The sequence below is a fragment of the Fructilactobacillus sp. X7R7C1 genome, from assembly GCF_059901065.1.
Genome location: NZ_JBWXVF010000003.1, coordinates 93,462 through 115,021 on the forward strand (window position 1 = coordinate 93,462; position 21,560 = coordinate 115,021).

21 protein-coding genes and 1 tRNA gene are annotated in these 21,560 nt (G+C 39.4%); 17 read left to right on the forward strand and 5 right to left on the reverse strand.

Annotation, left to right across the window (positions count from 1 at the left end):
• Positions 1-152: 152 nt before the first annotated feature.
• Positions 153-809 (reverse strand): helix-turn-helix domain-containing protein, encoded by a 657-nt coding sequence (locus tag AC6UDC_RS05285; RefSeq protein ID WP_500696017.1) that lies wholly within the window; start codon positions 807-809, stop codon positions 153-155.
• Positions 810-905: 96 nt separating this feature from the next.
• A tRNA-Arg gene (locus AC6UDC_RS05290) sits at positions 906-977 on the reverse strand.
• A gap of 236 nt (positions 978-1,213) precedes the next feature.
• Between AC6UDC_RS05290 and gap the strand changes: the two genes are divergently transcribed.
• From gap to AC6UDC_RS05350, 12 genes are all read left to right on the forward strand, one after another.
• The gene (gene gap / locus AC6UDC_RS05295; protein ID WP_500696018.1) at positions 1,214-2,218 is read left to right on the forward strand and encodes a type I glyceraldehyde-3-phosphate dehydrogenase; all 1,005 of its coding nucleotides are present in this window, start codon (positions 1,214-1,216) and stop codon (positions 2,216-2,218) included.
• 89 nt (positions 2,219-2,307) lie between these two features.
• On the forward strand, positions 2,308-3,525 hold the full coding sequence (locus AC6UDC_RS05300; protein ID WP_500694296.1) for a phosphoglycerate kinase: 1,218 nt from the start codon (positions 2,308-2,310) through the stop codon (positions 3,523-3,525).
• A gap of 113 nt (positions 3,526-3,638) precedes the next feature.
• Positions 3,639-4,406, forward strand: a complete 768-nt coding sequence (tpiA, locus tag AC6UDC_RS05305; protein ID WP_500721757.1) for a triose-phosphate isomerase — start codon at positions 3,639-3,641, stop codon at positions 4,404-4,406.
• Positions 4,407-4,492: 86 nt separating this feature from the next.
• Positions 4,493-5,812 carry a phosphopyruvate hydratase gene (gene eno, locus AC6UDC_RS05310; RefSeq protein ID WP_500694297.1) on the forward strand — a complete coding sequence of 440 codons (1,320 nt, stop codon included), beginning with the start codon at positions 4,493-4,495 and terminating at the stop codon, positions 5,810-5,812.
• 102 nt (positions 5,813-5,914) lie between these two features.
• On the forward strand, positions 5,915-6,874 hold the full coding sequence (locus AC6UDC_RS05315; protein ID WP_500721655.1) for an LPXTG cell wall anchor domain-containing protein: 960 nt from the start codon (positions 5,915-5,917) through the stop codon (positions 6,872-6,874).
• An 86-nt stretch (positions 6,875-6,960) separates the two neighbouring features.
• Positions 6,961-7,197 carry a preprotein translocase subunit SecG gene (gene secG / locus AC6UDC_RS05320; protein WP_500694299.1) on the forward strand — a complete coding sequence of 79 codons (237 nt, stop codon included), beginning with the start codon at positions 6,961-6,963 and terminating at the stop codon, positions 7,195-7,197.
• 116 nt (positions 7,198-7,313) lie between these two features.
• Positions 7,314-9,653 (forward strand): ribonuclease R, encoded by a 2,340-nt coding sequence (rnr, locus tag AC6UDC_RS05325; protein ID WP_500694300.1) that lies wholly within the window; start codon positions 7,314-7,316, stop codon positions 9,651-9,653.
• An 11-nt stretch (positions 9,654-9,664) separates the two neighbouring features.
• On the forward strand, positions 9,665-10,138 hold the full coding sequence (gene smpB, locus AC6UDC_RS05330) for an SsrA-binding protein SmpB (protein WP_500694301.1): 474 nt from the start codon (positions 9,665-9,667) through the stop codon (positions 10,136-10,138).
• 82 nt (positions 10,139-10,220) lie between these two features.
• Entirely contained in the window at positions 10,221-10,922 is a 702-nt protein-coding gene (locus AC6UDC_RS05335; protein WP_500694302.1) for a uracil-DNA glycosylase, read from the forward strand.
• Positions 10,923-10,924: 2 nt separating this feature from the next.
• On the forward strand, positions 10,925-11,899 hold the full coding sequence (gene pta, locus AC6UDC_RS05340; protein ID WP_500721657.1) for a phosphate acetyltransferase: 975 nt from the start codon (positions 10,925-10,927) through the stop codon (positions 11,897-11,899).
• A 15-nt stretch (positions 11,900-11,914) separates the two neighbouring features.
• Positions 11,915-12,394: a tRNA (adenosine(37)-N6)-threonylcarbamoyltransferase complex ATPase subunit type 1 TsaE gene (gene tsaE, locus AC6UDC_RS05345; RefSeq protein ID WP_500694304.1), complete on the forward strand. Its 480-nt coding sequence runs from the start codon at positions 11,915-11,917 to the stop codon at positions 12,392-12,394.
• Positions 12,381-12,869, forward strand: coding sequence for a GNAT family N-acetyltransferase (locus AC6UDC_RS05350; RefSeq protein ID WP_500721660.1), 489 nt, complete (start codon positions 12,381-12,383; stop codon positions 12,867-12,869). The genes tsaE and AC6UDC_RS05350 overlap by 14 nt, the downstream gene beginning before the upstream one ends.
• Before the next feature lie 18 nt (positions 12,870-12,887).
• Here AC6UDC_RS05350 and AC6UDC_RS05355 read toward each other — a convergent pair whose 3' ends face one another.
• Together AC6UDC_RS05355 and AC6UDC_RS05360 are read right to left on the reverse strand one after the other, a co-directional pair.
• Positions 12,888-13,421 carry a 3'-5' exonuclease gene (locus AC6UDC_RS05355; RefSeq protein ID WP_500721662.1) on the reverse strand — a complete coding sequence of 178 codons (534 nt, stop codon included), beginning with the start codon at positions 13,419-13,421 and terminating at the stop codon, positions 12,888-12,890.
• A gap of 14 nt (positions 13,422-13,435) precedes the next feature.
• A complete protein-coding gene (locus AC6UDC_RS05360) occupies positions 13,436-14,206 on the reverse strand; it encodes an exodeoxyribonuclease III (protein ID WP_500694307.1) in 771 nt (256 codons plus the stop codon).
• Between the two features lie 100 nt (positions 14,207-14,306).
• On the opposite strand from AC6UDC_RS05360, the gene murB reads away from it, so the two are divergent.
• Both murB and AC6UDC_RS05370 read left to right on the forward strand, forming a co-directional pair.
• Positions 14,307-15,206: a UDP-N-acetylmuramate dehydrogenase gene (murB, locus tag AC6UDC_RS05365; protein ID WP_500709406.1), complete on the forward strand. Its 900-nt coding sequence runs from the start codon at positions 14,307-14,309 to the stop codon at positions 15,204-15,206.
• A 15-nt stretch (positions 15,207-15,221) separates the two neighbouring features.
• Positions 15,222-17,333 (forward strand): cation:proton antiporter, encoded by a 2,112-nt coding sequence (locus tag AC6UDC_RS05370; protein WP_500721663.1) that lies wholly within the window; start codon positions 15,222-15,224, stop codon positions 17,331-17,333.
• 37 nt (positions 17,334-17,370) lie between these two features.
• On the opposite strand, the gene AC6UDC_RS05375 is transcribed toward AC6UDC_RS05370, so the two are convergent.
• On the reverse strand, positions 17,371-18,021 hold the full coding sequence (locus AC6UDC_RS05375; protein WP_500721666.1) for a DUF1361 domain-containing protein: 651 nt from the start codon (positions 18,019-18,021) through the stop codon (positions 17,371-17,373).
• Between the two features lie 167 nt (positions 18,022-18,188).
• On the opposite strand from AC6UDC_RS05375, the gene cdaA reads away from it, so the two are divergent.
• The 3 genes from cdaA to glmM are packed head-to-tail and all read left to right on the forward strand — an operon-like array spanning position 18,189 to position 21,381.
• Positions 18,189-19,037: a diadenylate cyclase CdaA gene (cdaA, locus tag AC6UDC_RS05380; RefSeq protein WP_500694311.1), complete on the forward strand. Its 849-nt coding sequence runs from the start codon at positions 18,189-18,191 to the stop codon at positions 19,035-19,037.
• Between the two features lie 2 nt (positions 19,038-19,039).
• The gene (locus AC6UDC_RS05385; protein WP_500694312.1) at positions 19,040-20,011 is read left to right on the forward strand and encodes a CdaR family protein; all 972 of its coding nucleotides are present in this window, start codon (positions 19,040-19,042) and stop codon (positions 20,009-20,011) included.
• A gap of 17 nt (positions 20,012-20,028) precedes the next feature.
• Complete coding sequence (glmM, locus tag AC6UDC_RS05390) at positions 20,029-21,381, forward strand: phosphoglucosamine mutase (RefSeq protein WP_500694313.1); 1,353 nt, start codon at positions 20,029-20,031, stop codon at positions 21,379-21,381.
• Positions 21,382-21,560 lie beyond the last annotated feature (179 nt).

The following is a 21,560-nucleotide window of genomic DNA, read 5'->3' on the forward strand; positions in this document are numbered from 1 at the left end:
CAAACTCCATTAACTATCTTAAGTTGTTCGCGCACAAAAGGCTAGCTATGTATGGCTAGTCTCAATAAAATATTAATAAATTTGTCTATTTAACGGTTACATTATGGGTTACATTGCTTACAGAACAGCCCTTGTTAGCCGGAACTGTCTAATTAATTTTTAGACGAACGCTTAACCGTCATCCGCTTTAACGGAAACAAGATTCCAAGAATCAAGCCAATACTTAATGTAAATGAAAACATAATTATACCAATAATGGTTCCGACTTTCATCATTAAATCATGACTAAGCATGGCATCAAGATTGATAACACAACCAATTATAAAGATTACTACCCATAATATCGGAGATAAAATCTCGACCTTTTTCATTAAAGGTTTGTCTTGTGTAATGGTTTTCCAGTTCTTCTCATAGAGAATAATGATGCAAATGTCAATCACGAAGAGGGGGATTAACCAAAGGTCACGTAAATTAAAGGGCAAAATAAATAATATTATCCCAATTACGAGTAAGACCAGCTCAAAAAAGTAAGCATACTTTGAGATATAACCATACCGTTTTATACGGATCATCTTTTGTCTAAAACTTAATTTTGGTTTGTGGTTATTTTCAGGGTTGTGACCGGTCAGGTTACTGACTGGAACTTGATAAAGGGTAGCAAGGTTGCTTATCGCATTTTGATCAGGTTTACTTCTACCATTTTCCCACGCTGAAATGGTTTTTCTTGAAACGTTAATTTTATTGGCAACTTCTGCTTGAGTTAATTGATTTTGTTTTCGATATTTTTTAAGGTTTGCGTTTAATTTCATATATAAGTTCCTACAGTTCGACTTAACCTCTATTATAACGGTAATGGTCAATTGAAAGAAATTAAAAGCAGTGAGCGAGACTCTCTCACTGCTTTATGCGCATGGACGGAATCGAACCGTCATCTCAAGAACCGGAATCTTACGTGCTATCCATTACACTACACGCGCAACACAATATTAAATATAGTAGATTAGAGGAAAAAACTCAAGATAATAATGGTTTTTAATTACAAATGGGGTTTGTTTTTGCTATACTATTTCTGGTAATGAATTTCGAATTCATTGTCACAATTTTATCGCTTGTAGCTTGTCATTTGGTGTTTTTAATCACTGACATGATTTGGCAAAAGTGTTAAGATGTGAATGTATTAAAATTTGATTATTCCAAAAGGAGGAAGCATATTATGACTACAAAAATTGGTCTTAATGGTTTCGGAAGAATTGGTCGTCTAGCATTCAGACGTATCCTTGAATTGAATTCAAGTGATATCGAAGTTGTAGCAATTAATGATTTAACTACCCCTTCAATGTTAGCTTACCTACTAAAATATGACTCAGTTCATGGTCGCTTTGACGGTGACGTTTCAGCTACTGAAGATGCAATTATCGTTAACGGTACTCGTATCCCAGTTTATGCAGAACGTGACGCAAAGAACATTCCTTGGGTTAAAAATGATGGTGTTGACTTCGTACTTGAATGTACCGGCTTCTACACATCAAAAGAAAAAGCACAAGCTCACCTTGACGCTGGTGCAAAGCGTGTCTTGATTTCAGCACCTGCTGGTCAAATGACTACTGTTGTTCCTGGTGTTAACATGGATGATTTGACTTCAGAAGACAAGATCGTTTCTGCTGGTTCATGTACCACTAGTTGTTTAGCACCTATGGCTTACTGGTTGAACAAAGACTTTGGCGTTAAGTTAGGTACTATGACTACTGTCCATGCTTACACTGCTTCACAAGCACTTCAAGATGGTCCACGTAGCGCTAAGTTACAAAACAACCGTGCCGCAGCTATTAACACTGTACCTCACTCAAGTGGTGCTGCTAAAGCTATCGGTTTGGTTATTCCAGAACTTGATGGTGTCCTTAAAGGTCACGCACAACGTGTTGCCGTAGCTGATGGTTCATTAACTGAATTAGTAGCTGTCTTAGACAAGAACGTCACTGCTGAAGAAGTTAACGATGCTATGAAGAGTCATGCAAACGATGCCTTTGGTTATGCTGATGACTACATGGTTTCAACCGACGTTATCGATGACTCACACGGATCAGTATTTGATCCAGGTCAAACTGAAATCACCCAAAGTGGTGACACTCAATTAGTTAAAACTGTTGCTTGGTACGATAACGAATGGGGCTTCACTTGCAACATGGTTCGTACCTTGTTGAAATTTGCTACTCTATAATTTTAGATTGCAACTTTGAAAAGGCGGAGGAGGGAAATCTCTTCCGTCTTTTCCTTTATAAAATATAACTAACACTGGAGGCAATCACGATGGCAAAAGTAATCGTTGATGATTTAGATGTTCAAGGTAAAAAAGTTCTGATGCGTGTTGATTTTAACGTTCCAATTAAGGACGGTAAAATTGGTGATGACAACAGAATCGTTGCTGCTCTTCCAACAATCAAGTACGTAATTGATCATGGTGGTAAAGCAATCTTATTCTCTCATTTAGGCAGAATTAAAACAGAAGATGATAAACCCGGTTTATCACTTCGCCCAGTTGCAGAAAAATTAGCTGAATTGCTTGGCAAACCAGTTACATTTGTTCCTGTTACTGAAGGTCCGCAGCTTGAAGAGGCAATTGACAACATGTCTGACGGCCAAGTCCTTTTGGTACAAAATACTCGTTATGAAGATGTTGTTAATGGTAAGAATGTTAAACGTGAATCTGGTAATGACCCTAAGTTAGGGGAATACTGGGCTTCACTTGGTGATGAATTCATTAATGATGCGTTTGGAACTGCTCATAGAGAACATGCTTCAAACGTTGGGATCGCTAAAGCAATGGAAAAGGCTGGTAAGCCAGTTGCTGCCGGATACTTAATGGAAAAAGAAATTAAGTTTTTAGGTAACGCTGTTGATAATCCAAAGCATCCATTTATCGCAATTCTTGGTGGTGCTAAAGTTTCTGACAAAATTGGTGTGATCGATCACTTATTGGACAAGGCTGATAAGATTATTATCGGTGGTGGAATGACCTATACATTCTATGCCGCTAAGGGAATCCCAGTTGGTAATTCACTTGTTGAAAAAGATAAGATTGATGTTGCTAAAGATATCCTTAAAAAAGGTGGCGACAAGATCGTCTTACCTGTTGACTCAGTAGTAGCCGACAAGTTTTCAAATGATGCAAAGGCTGAAGTCGTTGATGGTGGAATTCCAGACGGCATGATGGGTCTTGACATTGGTCCTAAGAGTATTAAATTATTCGAAGACGTTTTAAAGGACGCCAAGACCGTTGTTTGGAACGGACCAATGGGTGTTTTTGAATTTCCTAAGTTTGCTAAGGGAACCTTGGCAATTGGTAAATTCTTGGGTACATTAACTGATGCTACTACCATCGTTGGTGGTGGAGACTCAACCGCTGCTGTTAAGGAATTAGGTGTGGCTGATAAGCTTACCCATATCTCAACTGGTGGGGGAGCTTCGCTTGAATATCTTGAAGGTAAGACTCTTCCAGGGATTGCATCAATTTCTGATAAAAAGTAATTTAAAAGTCACCGATTTAATCGGTGACTTTTTTGTTTGTATCAATTTTCTAGCTTATTGCTTCTCTTTCGGCTAAAATGTAGGTAAAGATGAATTATGAGAGGAGAAGTATCATGCGTATTCCCTTTATTGGTGGGAACTGGAAAATGAACTTGTCTTTAGATGAAGCAGTTCAATTTGTGATTGATATCAAAGGTAAAATACCAGATCCTAAAAACGTTGAAACGGCTCTTGCAGCTTCACCGTTGTTTCTTGAATCAATGCTTAAAGCCAACGGATCGAGTCCATTGCACGTAACAGCTGAAAATTGCTTTTACAAAAATGAGGGTGCTTATACTGGGGAAGTTAGTCCTAAAGCTCTCAGTCAGATGGGAATCCCGTACGTGATCGTTGGTCATTCTGAAAGACGTCGTTACTTTAACGAGACTAATGACATCATTAATAAGAAGGTTCATGCGGTTTTAAATAACAATATGAAGCCGATATTATGTTGTGATGAAACGATGGGACGACTTGAGACTGGTGATCGAATCCACTGGGTAGTTAACCAGGTTACAGCTGGTTTAAAGGGTGTTTCCGAAAAAGACGCTTTAAAGGTCGTTATTGCCTATGAACCAAGTTGGGCAATCGGGACAGGTCATAGTGCTTCAACTACCGAAGCGGAAGAGGGATGTTACCTAATTAGACAAACTTTAGCTGACATTTACTCGGATGATATTGCTAACCAGATTCGAATCTTATATGGTGGAAGTGTGGACCCAAATAACATCATCTCGCTTATGAAACAAATTGATATTGACGGGATTTTAGCCGGTAAAAGTAGTCTTGAACCAAAGGAATTTTTGGAGCTTGCGAATTACCAAGATTTGCAAAATAATTAGTTATTATGATTGCAAGTTAAAGCCTAAACTAATAGAATTAAGTTGACCTTTAAATATAGGTAACAAATTCACTAAGGAGAGATAACATGTCAATTATTTCTGATATTTATGCTCGCGAAGTATTGGATTCACGTGGAAATCCAACTGTTGAAGCTGAAGTTTACACAGAAGACGGTGCAATGGGCCGTGGAATCGTCCCATCTGGTGCCTCAACTGGTGAACACGAAGCCGTAGAACTTCGTGACGGAGACAAAAATAGATATATGGGTAAGGGTGTTACTAAAGCTGTTAGCAACGTTAATAACATTATTGCCAAACAAATCGTTGGTTTCGATGTAACTGATCAATTAGGTATTGACCAAGCTATGATCAAACTTGATGGCACTCCAAATAAGGCTAAGTTAGGTGCTAACGCAATCTTAGCCGTTTCAATTGCTGCTGCTAGAGCTGCAGCTGACGAACTTGGCGTTCCATTATATAACTACTTAGGTGGTTTCGATGCACATGTTCTTCCAACTCCAATGATGAACGTTATCAATGGTGGTAAGCATGCTAACAACAAGGTTGATTTCCAAGAATTCATGATTATGCCAATTGGTGCAAAATCATTTAGAGAAGCTGTTCGAATGGGATCAGAAACATTCCATAACTTGAAAGCAATCTTAGCAGAACGTGGATACTCAACTGCTGTTGGTGATGAAGGTGGATTTGCACCTGATTTGAAGAATAACGAAGAGCCATTTGAAATCTTAGTTGAAGCAATCAAGCGTGCTGGATACAAGCCAGGTAAGGACATTTCAATTGCCTTTGACTGTGCCGCTTCAGAATTCTACAATGCCGACACTAAGAAGTACAACTTGGTTGGTGACGGTAAATCATACAATGCTGATGAATTCATCACTTTGCTTGACAGCATCGTTGAAAAATACCCAATCATTTCAATCGAAGACCCACTAGATGAAAACGAATGGGAAGATTGGCAAATGGCTACTAAGCGCTTAGGTAAGAAAGTTCAAATCGTTGGTGATGATTTGTTCGTTACTAACACTGAGTACTTGTCAAAGGGTATCAAGATGAACGTTGCTAACTCAATCTTGATTAAACTTAACCAAATCGGTACTTTAACTGAAACTGTTAATGCCGTTAACATGGCTAAGGAAGCTAGTTACACTGCAATTATTTCTCACCGTTCTGGTGAAACTGAAGATACCACTATTTCAGACTTAGTTGTTGCTTTAAACACTGGTCAAATCAAGACTGGTTCAATGAGTCGTGGTGAAAGAATTGCTAAGTACAATCAATTGATGAGAATTGAAGATCAATTAGGATCAGTTGCTGTGTACAAGGGAATTAACTCATTCTACAACTTGAGTCCAGAAGCAAAAGAAGCAATCATCAAAAAATAATTGATTTAAAAACACCTTCGTTATGAAGGTGTTTTTTTTTACATAAATTTCGTGAGTTCGTAAACCTTCCTCGTATTTAATCACAGAAAGAGGAGGAGAAACATGAATATTACAAAACAATTTTCATTATTTTTAGCATTAATTGCAATTACAGTTGGATTATCACTGAAGATTTTCACTCCAAATGTGAGGGCAAGCGAATACACCATTACTGCTCATAAACATTGGGTAAATAAGGACGGAGAAAAGGATTCATCGTATGCCTTTGACATTGCCAGAGTGAACGTCAAAAATCGAGCTGATATCAAGGCGCCACTAATTCCTGGGTTTCATTTAGATAAAAGTATTTCACCAATCTATGTGGGAATTGACGTGGTCGTTTTTAACTACAATAAAGACGAAGATTTGCCGATTCCGTCACCTCACATTCCGATTAAACCAATTCCAAGTAACGATCATCCAGATTCTGATGGAGTAGTTCCATCTAATGATCATAAGCACGATCGTCCGGTTCAACCGGCTGATAATCGTAAACCAATCGTACCGGATGAACCGACTAAAAAGACCGCTCATTCTCAAGATCTGCCTCTGCCAGATAACCGACCTCATGAATCAGGTAGAATCGCCCCAGAGAAAAAAATAGTTGGGAATCACAATGAGCCAATGGTAAAACGTATCAGTCAGAGTAGTAAGGAGCAGAAAGATCAGCATGAACCCACGAAGAAGATACTTGAAAATGGGATGAATCCAGTGTTGTTACGTGGTAAAAAAAGATCTGGGCGTCGTCCTGTTCAAATGCCAAATGAAAACGGAATGAGCAAGTATAATCGACGTAATTTCACTCATCACGCTCCGTATCTAGATGCGAACCACGATCCAATGGCAACGGTTCACGTGAGAAGAAGTAAACATGGGGTAAACAGAACCCATACGAATCGCCAACCTACTAAAAGGTTACCTCAAACCGGGGAACGCACCAGCGAACTTCTTTCACTGATTGGAATGGTAATTTTGCTGTTCAGTTCGATTTTGTTTATTAGGACCAATCGAACTGAGAAATAATGATGGACTGGAAATAACTCCTAGTTTATGCTAAACTAATTAAAGTATTGATAAGCCTGTTTAGCTGATGGGTAGGAGGCATTTTTTTGAATAATCTTTTGATGATATTATTATGGATCGTTAGTATTCTCATTATTGGTGCAGTTTTAATGCAACCTTCTAAAAATAATGATGCAATGTCATCACTCTCTGGTGGTGCAAACGATTCTTCCTCTGAGTCCAAGCCGAGGGGCTTTGAGGCATTTATGCAAAAAGTGACTGTGGTACTAGGAATCTTTTTCTTTGGTATCGCATTAATTCTAATGTGGATTTCATCACATTAATAAAAAACCTCCTGTTAAACAGGGGGTTTTTGCATTTAAAGCGGATTACTAGCGTTTATTAAAGAATGAGATTTATAATTGACGTATAAGTCAATTGGATTGTAGAGGAAAATATATTGCAAGATAATAAGTTAAAAAATGAAATTGAGCAGGAGTTACAATCACATCCTGATCAAAGTTATAGTGTCGAAAAATTAGCTGATGATTTGAATTATCATGGATCATCAGCTTTCAAATTAATCGTTTCAGAGCTCGCTTCACTGGAACGAGACCGTGCCGTTGTGGTTACTGAAAACGGTGATTTTAAGGTTAATCCCAGTGAGTTGAAGCTAGAGGGGATTTTCCACTCTAATCCAAAGGGATTTGGCTTTGTTAGATATGATGATGAATTACCTGATGCCTTTATCGCACCTGATGAAACGATGCATGCAATGAACCTGGATAAGGTTGAGATTCAGATTACTAAGCCAGGTGAAAAAGATTCTGATCGGGGTCCACAAGCTAAAGTGGTTAGTATTTTAGAACATCATTACACTCATGTGGTTGGTGAATTTCGTAAGACTGATGATGATCATGGTTATCTTGGTCAGGTTGTTTTAAAAGACAAAAAATTAGCAGGATTCAAGTTCTACGTGGTAGATGCTGGTCTTCATCCTACTCCAGGAGAAGTGGTTACTGCTGATATTACGGAATATCCAAGTAACGAGCATCCGGATTACATGGTTGGAATTGTGAAACAAGTAATTGGAAGTGTTGATGACCCTGGAATTGATATTTTACAGGTTGTCTATGCTCATGATGTTCCTTCCCAATTTCCAGAAGATGTTCTAGAAGAAGCAGATGCTATTCCAGACCATGTTTTGCCTGAAGAAACCAAAGGACGAGAAGATATTACCGATCAGACGTTAGTTACCATTGATGGAGAATCATCCAAAGATTTGGATGATGCCGTCACGGCATGGAAATTACCAAATGGCAATTATCATTTAGGGGTTCACATCGCTGACGTTAGTCACTACGTTAAACAAGGAACACTACTTGATCGTGAGGCGTATAAACGTGGAACCTCAGTTTATTTGACCGACCGAGTTATTCCAATGTTGCCTCGCCGTCTATCAAACGGGATTTGTTCGTTAAACGAGGGACAGTTACGGTTGTGTTTAAGTTGTGATATGGAGATTAATCCGCAAGGAAAAGTTGTCAAAAAGCGGATTCATCCGAGTGTTATGAAGTCGAAGGCTCGAATGACATATACAGCTGTCAATAATATTCTTGAATCACATGATAAGAAAACGAGAGAAGAATATCATGATTTAGTACCAATGTTTGAAACCATGGCTGAGTTACACCGAATTTTATATAAGCAAAGAAAGCGTCGTGGGGCGATCGATTTTGATGATGATGAAGCAGAAATCATCATGAACAAAGAAGGTAAACCCGTTGATATTAAACTTAGAACGAGAGGTTTAGCCGAACGAATGATTGAATCATTCATGTTGGCTGCAAATGAAACTGTTGCTGAAACTTACTATCGACTTAAAGTTCCTTTCATTTATCGTGTCCACGAGACGCCAGATCCAACGCGAGTTAAGGATTTCTTTGAGTTCTTGACGGCTTTTGGAATTGAAGTAAAAGCTGATCCAGATCACTTAACTCCCAAGACTTTACAGAACATTTTAAGTAAAGTACACGGACTTCCTGAAGAAACAATGGTATCAGTAATGATGCTTAGAAGTTTACAACAGGCCAAATATAGTGATAAATGTGTCGGACACTTTGGATTAGGTGCCAAATACTACACCCATTTCACTTCACCAATTCGACGTTATCCTGATTTATTTGTTCATCGTTTAGTTCATTATTATGAAGATAATGGGATTAATGATGTTACCAAACAAACTTATGCTGACCAGGTTGGAGAAGTTGCGGTTCACTGTTCAGAAACTGAGCGTCGCGGTGTTGACACCGAAAGAGACGTTGATTCGATGATGAAGGCTGAGTACATGACTCAACATATTGGTGAGGAATACGATGCCGTTGTATCTTCAGTGATGAAGTTCGGAATGTTCGTTGAACTTCCAAACACCGTTGAAGGTCTTATTCATATCAGCAAGATGAATGATGATTACTATGAGTACGTTGAAAAGTACTTGGCGCTTGTTGGTAGAAATACCAGAAGAACTTATAAGATTGGACAAACGTTACGGGTTAAATGTGTTGCGGCCGACGTTGATCAGATGACCGTTGACTTTGAGATCGTTAAACCAGAAGATGCTCCATTGAGTGAACTTCTCCCAAAACAGGAACATAAAAATGATAAGCACCATCACAGTGGCAAACATTCTGATGGGAAAAATCGTCGTCAGAGTTATAAGAATCAAGATCGTAGAAAGAACGGTAAAAAAGGTCATTCGTTTAAAATCAGAACCAAACCATCTAATAGTCGCAAAAAATAGGGGATGGGAACATGGCTAGAAAAAAGCATCAACCAACTGAAAAGAACGTAATGGCAACTAACCGAAAGGCCCGACATGATTACTTTATTTCTGATACTTATGAAGCTGGCATCTCACTAACGGGAACTGAGATTAAATCAGTTAGAGAACGCCGTATGAATCTAAAGGACGGATTCGTGCAGGTGAGAAACGGACAAGCTTATTTGATGAATGTCCACATCAGTGAGTATGCGCAAGGAAACCAGTTTAATCATGATCCATTGCGTAATCGAAAGTTGTTGCTGCATAAAAAAGAGATCAAAAAACTTGGTGAAGCGACTTTGACTAAGGGAATTACCATTGTTCCCTTAAAAGTTTATTTAAAACATGGCTACGCTAAGGTGCTGATTGGGGTTGCTAAAGGGAAGCGTGAATATGATAAACGTGAAACCATAAAGCAACGTGATACTCAACGGCAAATTGATCGCGTTATGAAACATTATTAATTAAAAGAGAGTGCAATAGCACTCTCTTTTTGCTTGCCTAAAAATTCACATTTTATGGTAGAATAAATTGGAGGTGTTAATAGTGAAACCGTTTATTCATAACGACTGGTGGCCAATTTTGGAACCAGAATTTGAGAAACCATATTATCAAAAGTTAAGGCGTTTTTTGGTTGAAGAGTATAATAACAAGACGATTTATCCAGAAATGCACCATATTTTTCAGGCATTTGAATGGACCCCATTTAGTAAGGTGAAAGTCGTTATTCTGGGACAAGATCCATATCATGGTCCTAATCAAGCCAATGGTCTTAGCTTTTCGGTAATGCCAGGCGTAGCTGTTCCACCATCTTTAAAGAATATTTATAAGGAATTACAAAGTGATTTGGGAATTAAACCAGTTAATCACGGTTATCTAAAGAGTTGGGCTGAGCAAGGGGTATTGTTGTTAAACTCCGTTTTGACCGTTCAAGATGGAGTGGCTTTTTCTCATCGTGGCAAAGGATGGGAAAGACTCACTGATTATGCTATTGAACAATTGTCAAAGCGTCCTGAACCAGTTGTCTTCATCTTATGGGGAAGGGCTGCTAGGGATAAGATTAAGTTGATTAATACTGACGCTAATATTGTGATTCAGTCGGCTCATCCCAGTCCCCTTTCTGCGAATCGAGGTTTTTTTGGCTCAAAACCGTTTTCAAAGACGAATGAAGCACTAAAAGCCATGGGTGAGACGCCGATTAACTGGAAATTACCGGAACACGTCACTGCCACTAATAAGGAGAGTTAATTATGGACCTTTTTGATAGTTTGAAAGCAAAGATTAACGATAAAAACATTAAGTTAGTATTCCCTGAAGGGGAAGATCCAAGAATTATTGAAGCAACTAGTCGGCTTAAAAAAGATAATTTGGTTGAACCAACGTTATTGGGTGATCCCCACAAAATCAAACAAGTTGCTAAAGAAAACGGAAATGATTTAGACGGAATTACCATCATTGATATCCAAAACGTTGATTCTGACACGTTCAACGAGATGGTTAGATCACTTGTTGCACGGCGTAATGGCAAAACGGATGAAAAAACAGCTCAGCAATGGTTGAAAGATCCGAATTATTTTGGCACGATGATGGTATACATGGGAACCGTTGATGGAATGGTGTCCGGTGCAGCTCACCCAACTGGTGATACGGTTCGTCCAGCACTTCAGATTATTAAAACTAAACCAGGTGTGAAGTTGATTAGTGGTGCTTTTGTCATGCAAAAGGGTGATACTCGTTACTTGTTTGCAGATTGTGCCATTAACATTGAACTTGATGATCAACAACTTGGTGAAGTTGCCGTTGAAAGTGCACATACCGCCCGGTTGTTTGATATCGATCCCAAAGTTGCCTTACTTAGTTTTTCAACCAAGGGTTCAGCTAAGGGACCAGAAGTCGATAAAGTTCAAAGTGCAACCAAGATTGCCCAAAAGTTAGATCCAGATACTCCAATTGATGGGGAACTCCAATTTGATGCTGCGATTGTTCCCGCGGTTGCAAAGAGTAAGGCACCTGGTTCAAACGTTGCTGGTCAGGCAACTGTTTTTGTCTTTCCAGAGCTTCAGTCAGGAAACATTGGTTACAAGATTGCCCAACGTTTAGGTGGATTTGAAGCCATTGGTCCAATTCTTCAGGGATTGAATCAACCAGTTTCTGATTTGTCGAGGGGATGCAATGCTGAAGATGTTTACAAGGTAGCCATTATCACGGCTACTCAAGCACTTTAATTTGAGGCGATTGAATTGATTAAATTTAAGGTTGATAGTCCCGATCAAACCGAAAAATTAGGCGAAGAACTCGCCCCGGATTTAAAAGCTGGAGACGTTATTTTACTCGATGGCGACCTTGGCGCGGGAAAAACCACCTTCACAAAGGGACTTGGGAAAGGTCTCGGAATTAAGCGAAACATCAAAAGTCCGACTTTTACCATTATTCGGGAATACAAAAATGGACGGTTGCCCCTTTATCACATGGACGTTTATCGTCTTGAAGAGGGAGGAGCCGGCGAATTAGGTCTGAATGAATATTTTAACGGTGATGGAGTCAGCGTCGTTGAATGGTCCAAATTTGCGGAGGACGAACTTCCCGACCAGTACTTGAGAATCAGATTTACTAGAAATGATGATCTGGGGGATAACGATCGGACAATTGAAATGACTGCTAAGGGACAGCATTTTGATTCAATTTTAAAGTCAGGAGACTTAGTGCTTGGCAAAGGATAATGAAGAAATTACGATTCGTGCTGCTAAATCGGACGATTCCGAAGAACTAATCGAGCTAATGAAACGATTAAGTCAAGAATCTAGTAACTTTACGACGGATGTTCAGATTGATCAATTGACCGCTGAAACCGAAGCAGATGCCATTGACGCGGTGAATGCCACTGGGACTAACATCATTTTAGTGGCAGTTGCTGGGACGAAATTAATTGGAGTCTTGAGCGTTAGTCAGGTTGACGAGACTGCCGGGGAACTTGGTGTCGCCGTTTTAGCTGATTATCAGGACATTGGACTTGGGACCAATCTGATTCGGGAAGCAACTGACTGGGTGCGCGCTTTTAGTCACCTTAATGAATTGCGATTGACGGTCTTAAAGTCCAATTTAGGGGCGTTTCGATTGTACAAAAAATTAGGATTTATCACTAGTGAACATGACGATCATGTAATTGAAATGAAAATGAACGTAAAAAAAGACTGAGAAAATATCTCAGTCTTTTTATATTAACTTGACGAACGGTTTAACGGCGTTTTTACCAAACTGCTGGTATTCATAAATTAAGATGTTAGCACACGCTAAGCTGTCATCTAGCGCATTATGATGGTGTTTTAATTCGATCCCTAAGTTCTCGCTAACCGTGTTTAACTTATGGTTAACAAATCCAGGGTAAAACTTTTTGGAAGTCTTAACGGTATCAAGAGTCTGATAGTGTGGTTTTGATAAACCATACCTTTCCAGACTCTTTTTTAATACACTATTATCAAAATTATTGTTGTGGGCAATCACCAGCTTATTTCTATCAAAGAGGGGGCTAATTTGATTCCACACCTCTGGAAAGGTTGGTGAGTCAATTACATCTTTTTCATGAATACCATGAACATTGATATTGCGCCAGTTAAACTCACATTCGGGGTTAATTAATGAGTAAAACTCATCAACGACTTCGTTATTTCTTACTACCGTTAATGCGACCGAACAAGCGCTGGCCCGTTGGCCCGCAGCAGTTTCAAAGTCAATTGCCGCAAAATTCATTTAACAATTCTCCTCTAATCAATCTTAAGTCCATCAGTAATTAATTGGATCGGAGCATGATCTGAGCCGGTTACCTCACCAAGAATGTTTGACTCGGCAACGTCATCTTGAATTGAGTTAGAAACCAAGAAATAATCCATTCTCCAACCACGATTTTGGGCTCGCTCGTCGTAACGGTAACTCCACCAAGTATAGGCACCACTTTGGTAAGGGTGAAGTGCTCTAAAGGTATCTACAAATCCAGAAGCTAATAATCGACCAAAATCGTCACGTTCCTGTTGGGTGTATCCAGCCTTGTGGTGATCTTCTTCTGGGTCATCAATGTCAATTGGTTGATAAGCAACGCTCATATCGCCGCCAATCACGACCGGCTTTCTTTCAGCAAGTTTACTTACAAAGGTAATAAATTTTTGGTCCCAATCAAGACGGTAGTCGAGTCTTTGCAGCTCTTCGCCTGAATTGGGTACGTAGGTATTAATTAAATAAAAGTCAGGATATTCGAGTGTCAAACAACGGCCCTCGGTGTCAGTGTCGCTTCCATCAACACCATAAAACACGTTATCAGCTTTATGTTTTGTGAAAGTAGTTACGCCTGAGTAGCCGGGGCGTTCCGCTGAGTCCCAGTACTGGTAATAGTCACCTGGTACTTCTAAAGCAATATCATTTTCGTGAACTCGAGTTTCTTGAACATTAAAAAAGTCAGCATCAGTTTCATTAAAAAATTCGTAAAAATTCTTTTTAACTGCTGAACGTAAACCATTTACATTCCATGAGATAAAATTCATTGTATCCCCTCCTTTAATGCCAGTATAGCACGATCAGAAGTGTTTAAATAATGATAACGTGCTAGAATGTAATATGGATAATTAGAAAGGAAAATGACGAATGACTGAAGATTTAACAAAAAAATTCAAGGATATTAAAATTTTAAAAGATGAACCACTTTCCAAGTATTCTTGGACTAAAACTGGTGGGAAAGCTGATTTTCTTGCATTTCCTTCATCATTTAAAGAAACCGAAGAATTATTAAATTATACAAATGAAATTAAAATGCCGCTTACTGTGCTGGGAAATGCCAGTAATCTAATCGTACGAGATGGTGGAATTCGTGGGTTAACCATGATTTTGACCCAAATGAATAACATTAGAACTGAAGATCATCGGGTAATTGCCGAGGCTGGGGCTGCTTACATTGATGCAACTAAGGCTGCTCAAAAAGCCGGTTTGACTGGATTAGAATTTGCTGCTGGGATTCCTGGCAGTGTCGGTGGCGGAGTGTTTATGAATGCCGGTGCTTATGGGGGAGAGACCCAGTATGCACTTGAATCAGCCACGGTTTTGACGCGTAAGGGTGATATTATTGTTTTAAATAACGACCAGTTAGACTTTGGTTATCGTCATAGTAGTATTCAAGACTATGGGGACGTTGTTTTGGAAGCGACCTTTAAACTTGAACCTGGGAATAAACGTGAGATTCAAAACGAGATGGATCATTTGAACTACCTGAGAAGGTCAAAGCAACCTTTAGAATGGCCTTCATGTGGGAGTGTTTTCAAGCGTCCTAAAGGATACTTTGCTGGAAAGTTGATCCACGATGCTGGACTACAGGGATATCGCTCTGGCGGAGCTGAAGTGTCCAAAAAACACGCCGGATTTATCATTAACGTTGGGGGTGCCACCGCTACTGATTATTTAAACGTGATTAAGCACGTTCAGGAAACTGTGTATAAAGATAATGGGGTTCACCTTGAGACTGAGGTTCGAATTATTGGTGAGCCAAAATAGGAGGAAGCATAGCTTATGGTAATAGTTGAAGCAGTCATCACATTAATAGTTTTAGTCCTGCTTTCTAGCATTATCTCTCACTATGTCACTAAGATTCCAGTTAGTTTGATTCAAATTTTGCTTGGTTTAGGATTAGCATTATTCTTTAAATTCAAAATTGATTTAAACACGGACTGGTTTTTATTGCTGTTCATCGCACCATTGCTATTTAATGATGGTCGTGACTTTCCAAAACGAGAACTTTGGGAATTACGTGGCCCCATTTTTGAAAATGCCATCTGGTTGGTGTTCATTACAACCATTATTGGCGGTTATTTCGTTAATTTGCTGGTACCATCAATGCCACTGGCAGCCTGTTTTGCTCTAATTGCGATTTTGTCTCCAACCGATCCAATTGCCGTTCAGTCCATCTCAAAGCGTGTTCATCTTCCAAGTAATATTTTGCATCTAGTATCAGGTGAGAGCTTGATTAACGATGCTAGTGGACTAATTGCGTTTAAATATGCGATTGCTGCAGTTGTCACCGGTTACTTTTCTTTGGAACACGCTGCGGTTGATTTTGTTTATACCGCACTAGTGGGTTTGATCATTGGAATTGTTGGAATGTCTTTAATTATTGTTCTTCGTAATTTGTTATTAAAGGTACACTTCAATGACGTGATTTTTAACGTCGTCCTGCACATCTTGACACCGTTTATTATTTATGTAATTGCTGAAGATCTTCTTCATGCTTCGGGAGTTATTGCGGTGGTTGCCGCTGGGATTATTGATCACTTACAGACTAACGTTACCAATACCAAGTCACCAGAAGTCAACTTGTTGACCAATCGTACTTGGGATGTCATTGTTTACTGTTTAAACGGGATTGTGTTTTTAATCTTAGGTATTGAATTACCGGTTGCTACTAGGGTGGTCATCAATGGATCGGAATATCGAACTTTAGCTTCGTTTGGGATTGCTTTTGCCGTTTGGGTGGCTCTTTTGGTAATTCGAGTGGTCTGGATTTTAGGATACGAATTCTTTTCGTACTACATTACTAAACGGTCCAATAAGAAGCCCAGTTTGTCGGTTGCGCTATTGGCTGGAATTTCCGGGGTTCGTGGTGCCATTACCATGGCAGGAATTCTTTCGGTTCCCGCATTTTTATCGAATGGAAAGGAGTTTCCCGACCGTTCTTTGATGCTTTTTATTGCCGCAATGGTTATCGTGATCAGTTTAGTTGCGGCTACCATTATCTTGCCAATCATTTCCCCAGAGGCTAGTTCACTTCAGACCCGAGCCTCATTGATTGATAAGGATGAAGATGATGATGAGACGGAAGATGAAGAAGATGAGCAGGAGGGCTATATTTCGGAAGATGCTGCTCGGATTTACATCGTAAAGAGTGCCATTGTCAGTCTTGAAAATAATAAGACCAATGATAATGAACGAGCGGTATATGATATTGTTTTGGATTATCAGGTTGAGTTACGAAAACTTTTAAGAAAGACGAGAGACGATAGTGCAGAAAGTACGTCTCTCAATGAAGAACTTAGTTTGAGACGAGTTGCTTTAAAAGGAAAACGTGACGCGGTTAAAGATTTGTATCGTGAACAACAAATCTCAAAAGATACTTACTGGATTGCAAATCGAAGGATTAATCGTGAGGAACGTCGAATGTTTGCAAATGGTTACGACGGCTATCGCAAAAATCACTGGTACTATCCGGGATGGTTTTCATCGATTCTTCATTCCATTAAAACCTGGCAGGTAAGTGAATCAGAAAGTAAAAAGACCAAGAGTGAATTAAGACTTGTTACGATTGTTGGTGATCAGGCCGCCATTGATGCTATTTCAGACTTTTTAAGTCGAAGCGACATTAATGGTCAGGACTTTGACTCACAAATTGTTCACTTTATTGTCACTTTCTATCAGAGTCAGATTGAACGGGCCAATTCATACGATGATCCCGACGAAGATGATGAAGTCTTTGAGTATCAGTTGTTAAGATTGCGGTCGGTTGCACTGGAAGCAGAGCGTCGCGCTGTGGAGCAATTGATTAATAATAAAAAAGTTAGTCACGCGATGGGCCTCCACTTGCGTCAGGACATTAATTATAAGGAAACGCTAATGTTGAGTGATAACTAAAGAATCCTCCACTTATTGATAAGTGGGGGATTTTATATTATTCCTTATTATTACTGATAATGGAATAAATCCAGTAGATCATTAACTGTAGAACGGTCATCAAAAATACGAATACGACCATGTGCATATTCCACATGTTTAAAAATGGTCGAATGTACATCCTCGGTGAAAGGATGAGGTAAATTGTGTGGACTCGCATAAACCGTCCAATGAATAGTCCGATGGAACTTGCAACCGTTAGAATCACAATTGTAACGAAGTTAGAAAAATTACCGGATAAATGAATTTTAACGTCAATGGCCTTAGCAACGTGGACTAAACTCCAGAAACCGATAAAGGCACAGCTTAATGCACTGATCATCAGACATGTGTATAAAAACCAGACGTGCGGATCAAGTCGAAGTAATCCATTGGCTTCATCAGGATGTAGCCAAGCGAGATGAAGTAGGTCGGTCAGAATGTAAGGTGAATTGGGATAGAACAATAACCACAGAAGTGATAGGATCCAGAACACGAAACTATTTTGGTGTGGTTTGTTACCGATGTGGAAACTAAGTTCAATTGGGATATATCCTAGAAGGGTGTTGAGCGCTAAAAAACCGAAGCGTGTATCACGTAGAAACATGAATAAAAGCACGATCCACCCGATGAAAAATATTCTAACTTGCCATCTTTTATGTTGTGACATTATAATTTGACCCCTTTTCTTCTATATATAAATTAAACCCCAAATTAGCAAAAAAAACTAGAAATTTAACCATAGAATTTAATTTTTTTAACATTTGGAATTAGTTAACTGCCTTTATTTCAGCAATAATTCAGTGATATAATAATATACAAATTGGAGGTCGTTCTATGGGGATTGATTGGAGTAGCTTATTTACATTACATAACCTAAGCAACTTAATTGATATATTGGTTGTCTGGCTCGTGATATACGAGTTAATCATGCTTCTTCGTGGCACTCGGGCAGTGCAACTTTTTCGCGGCATTATTGTAATTATTATCGCTAAAATTGCCAGTTGGTATTTAGGACTGACGATGGTATCTTGGATTCTGGATCAAATTATCAATTGGGGAGTTATTGGATGCATTATCATCTTCCAACCTGAAATTAGACGCGGACTTGAAAAATTAGGACGCGGCTCACTCTTTAGAGCAACCCAGAATCAGGATGAAAAAGCCAAAAAAATGATTAATGCTTTAGATGGAGCAATTCAATACATGTCTAAGCGTCGAATTGGAGCGTTAATCACCATTCAAATGCATACCGGGCTAGAAGAATACATTGAGACCGGGATTAAGCTTGATGCTGACATTTCAAGTCAGTTATTAATTAACATTTTTATTCCCAATACGCCTCTTCATGACGGAGCGGTCATCATTAAGGATGATAAGATTGCTGCAGCGGCTGCCTACTTACCGTTATCGCAGAGTAATTTGATCCCTAAGGAATTGGGAACTCGTCATCGTGCTGCCGTTGGAATCTCGGAAGTTTCCGATGCTTTAACGATTGTTATCTCAGAAGAAACGGGAGAAGTTTCAATCACTAGAAACAATGAGCTTCTTCGTGGGATGACTCAGGAGGATTACCTGAAATACCTGAGAAGTCAGTTGATTCCTCGTGATCGACAGGAGCAACATCCAACGATTGTGACTCGTGCGATTAGTTTCTTTCAGAAGCATTTCGGAGGTGACAAGTAGCCATGAAAAAATCTTTTCGGAGTAAATTATTCTATGCTATCTTGGCACTAGTCTTTACAATTGCACTGTTTTTCTATGTTCATGATGGCAAAAATGATATGGGTCTCACTAACAGTACCAGTAATTCGACTAAAAGCACCCAGATGGCAGCTAATAAAACCAAGACACTGTCAGTTCCATTACAGCTCAACGTAAACTCAGACAAGTATTTTGTAATTGGTTATCCAGAAAAAGTTAACGTCCAGTTGTCAGGACCATCGGCGTTAGTCACTACAACCGCTAATACCCAGAACTTTAAGGTGTACGCTAACCTTAGTAATTTGGGGCCCGGAGAACACATCGTTAAATTACAACAGCAGGGGCTAAATTCTGACATTAAGAGTAAGATTAAACCTGCTCGCATTAAAGTTAACATTCAACCACGCCGGACCGTTAAGTTCCCCGTAAAAGCTGTCTACGACAAGAAAAACATTGCTTCTGGTTATAAGGCCGGAAAGCCGTCGTTAGATGTCAGTTCTGCAAAAGTGACTGGACCGAGTGATCAAATTAATCGAATTGATTCAGTAGTTGCTAAAACTAACTTGAAGCCTAACACCAAGCGTGATATAAAACAGGATGCGGTGATTGAGGCTTTAGACAAAAAAGGAAAGACCATCAACGTTATTATTACCCCATCAACAAGTTCGGTTGATTTACCGGTTTCAGCGGGTGATAATAAGAGAGTACCAGTCAAGGTTAATTTAGTTAATAAGCAGGCAAGTAAGACCTATGACGTTAAGTGTGATCCATCTGATGTGTTATTGTTAGGTGATAAAGACACGATTGATGGGATTAATTCGGTTAATGCCGACGTTGATGTCGAAAACATGTCTGGTGATAATACTAAGACGGTTTCACTTGATGCGGGTAACTCCAAAGTAAGTGGCTTGGATCCGGAAACGGTTAAAGTACAGATTAACGCAAAGAATAAGTAATAAAGTGAGGACTATATATGAAATATTTTGGAACAGACGGAATTAGAGGAGTTGCGAATAAAGACTTAACCCCAGAATTGGCTTTTCGGGCTGGTCGTGCAGGTGGTTATGCTCTGACTAAGCACAGTGTTCAAGATCATCAGCCACGTGTCTTGGTATCAAGAGATACACGAATTTCTGGACAGATGTTGGAAGATGCTTTGGTAGCTGGAATGTTGTCCGTTGGAATTGAGGTGGTTCAACTCGGAGTTGTCACTACCCCCGGAGTAGCATACTTGGTTAGAGATCAAAGTGCTGATGCCGGAGTTATGATTACGGCTTCACATAATCCCGCTGAGTTCAATGGAATTAAATTCTTTGGCGGTGACGGATATAAATTGTCCGATGACATCGAGGCTGACATCGAGAAGATTCTTGAAAGTGATACTGATGACTTACCACGTCCCTCAGCAAAGGGATTAGGCACTTCAGCAGAGTACACCGAAGCATCGCAAAAGTATCTTCACTTTCTGTCCCAAACGATTCCAGATGAATTAAGTGGGATTAAGGTGTCAGTTGATGCCGCAAATGGGGCTACCAGCAACTTGGTTCCCCGTCTTTACGCTGACCTTGGCCTTGACTTTAAAACAATGGCGACCTCACCTAATGGACTAAACATTAATGATAACGTCGGTTCCACTCACCCAGAACAGTTGCAAAAAATGGTTGTTGAAAATGGTTCCCAGTTAGGAATTGCCTTTGATGGTGATGGTGATCGTTGCATTGCTGTCGATGAAAAGGGAAACATCGTTGATGGTGATAAGATTATGTACATCTGTGGTAAGTATATGGATGCTAATGGTCGATTAAAGCATGACACCATTGTTACGACAGTGATGAGTAACCTCGGAATGTACAAAGCCATGGAAGCCAACGGCTTAAATAGTGTGAAAACTAAAGTTGGAGATCGATACGTGGTTGAGTCAATGAAAGCCAATGGTTACAATCTAGGTGGCGAACAATCTGGTCACATTGTGTTTTTGGATTTTAATACCACTGGAGATGGGATGCTAACCAGTCTGCAATTAATGCATATTATGAAAGAAACCGGTAAACCGCTTTCCGAATTAGCAGACGAAGTGAAAAAATATCCTCAAAGTCTTGTTAACGTGAAGGTTTCTGACAAAAAGCACGCGATGGATCATGATAATGTTAAAAAGGCCATTGATGATGTTGAAGATGAAATGAATGGGAATGGTCGTGTCTTGGTTCGACCAAGTGGGACTGAGCCGCTGCTAAGAGTTATGGTGGAAGCTCCGACTCAAAAAGAAAGTGATAAGTATGCGAACAAAATTGCCGACGTTGTTAGAGACGACATGGGAATTGAATAAAGCAATCACGAATTAATAAAAGAGTTAACGTTTGTTAACTCTTTTATTATGCTTAAATTTTTATTAAATTTCGTTCATCGGTGCTATACCAATTCTAACTTATATTTGACAAACACTTGTGAAACCATTATTATCAAAGATGTTAAGTATATAAATAAAATTTAAATACATCTATACCA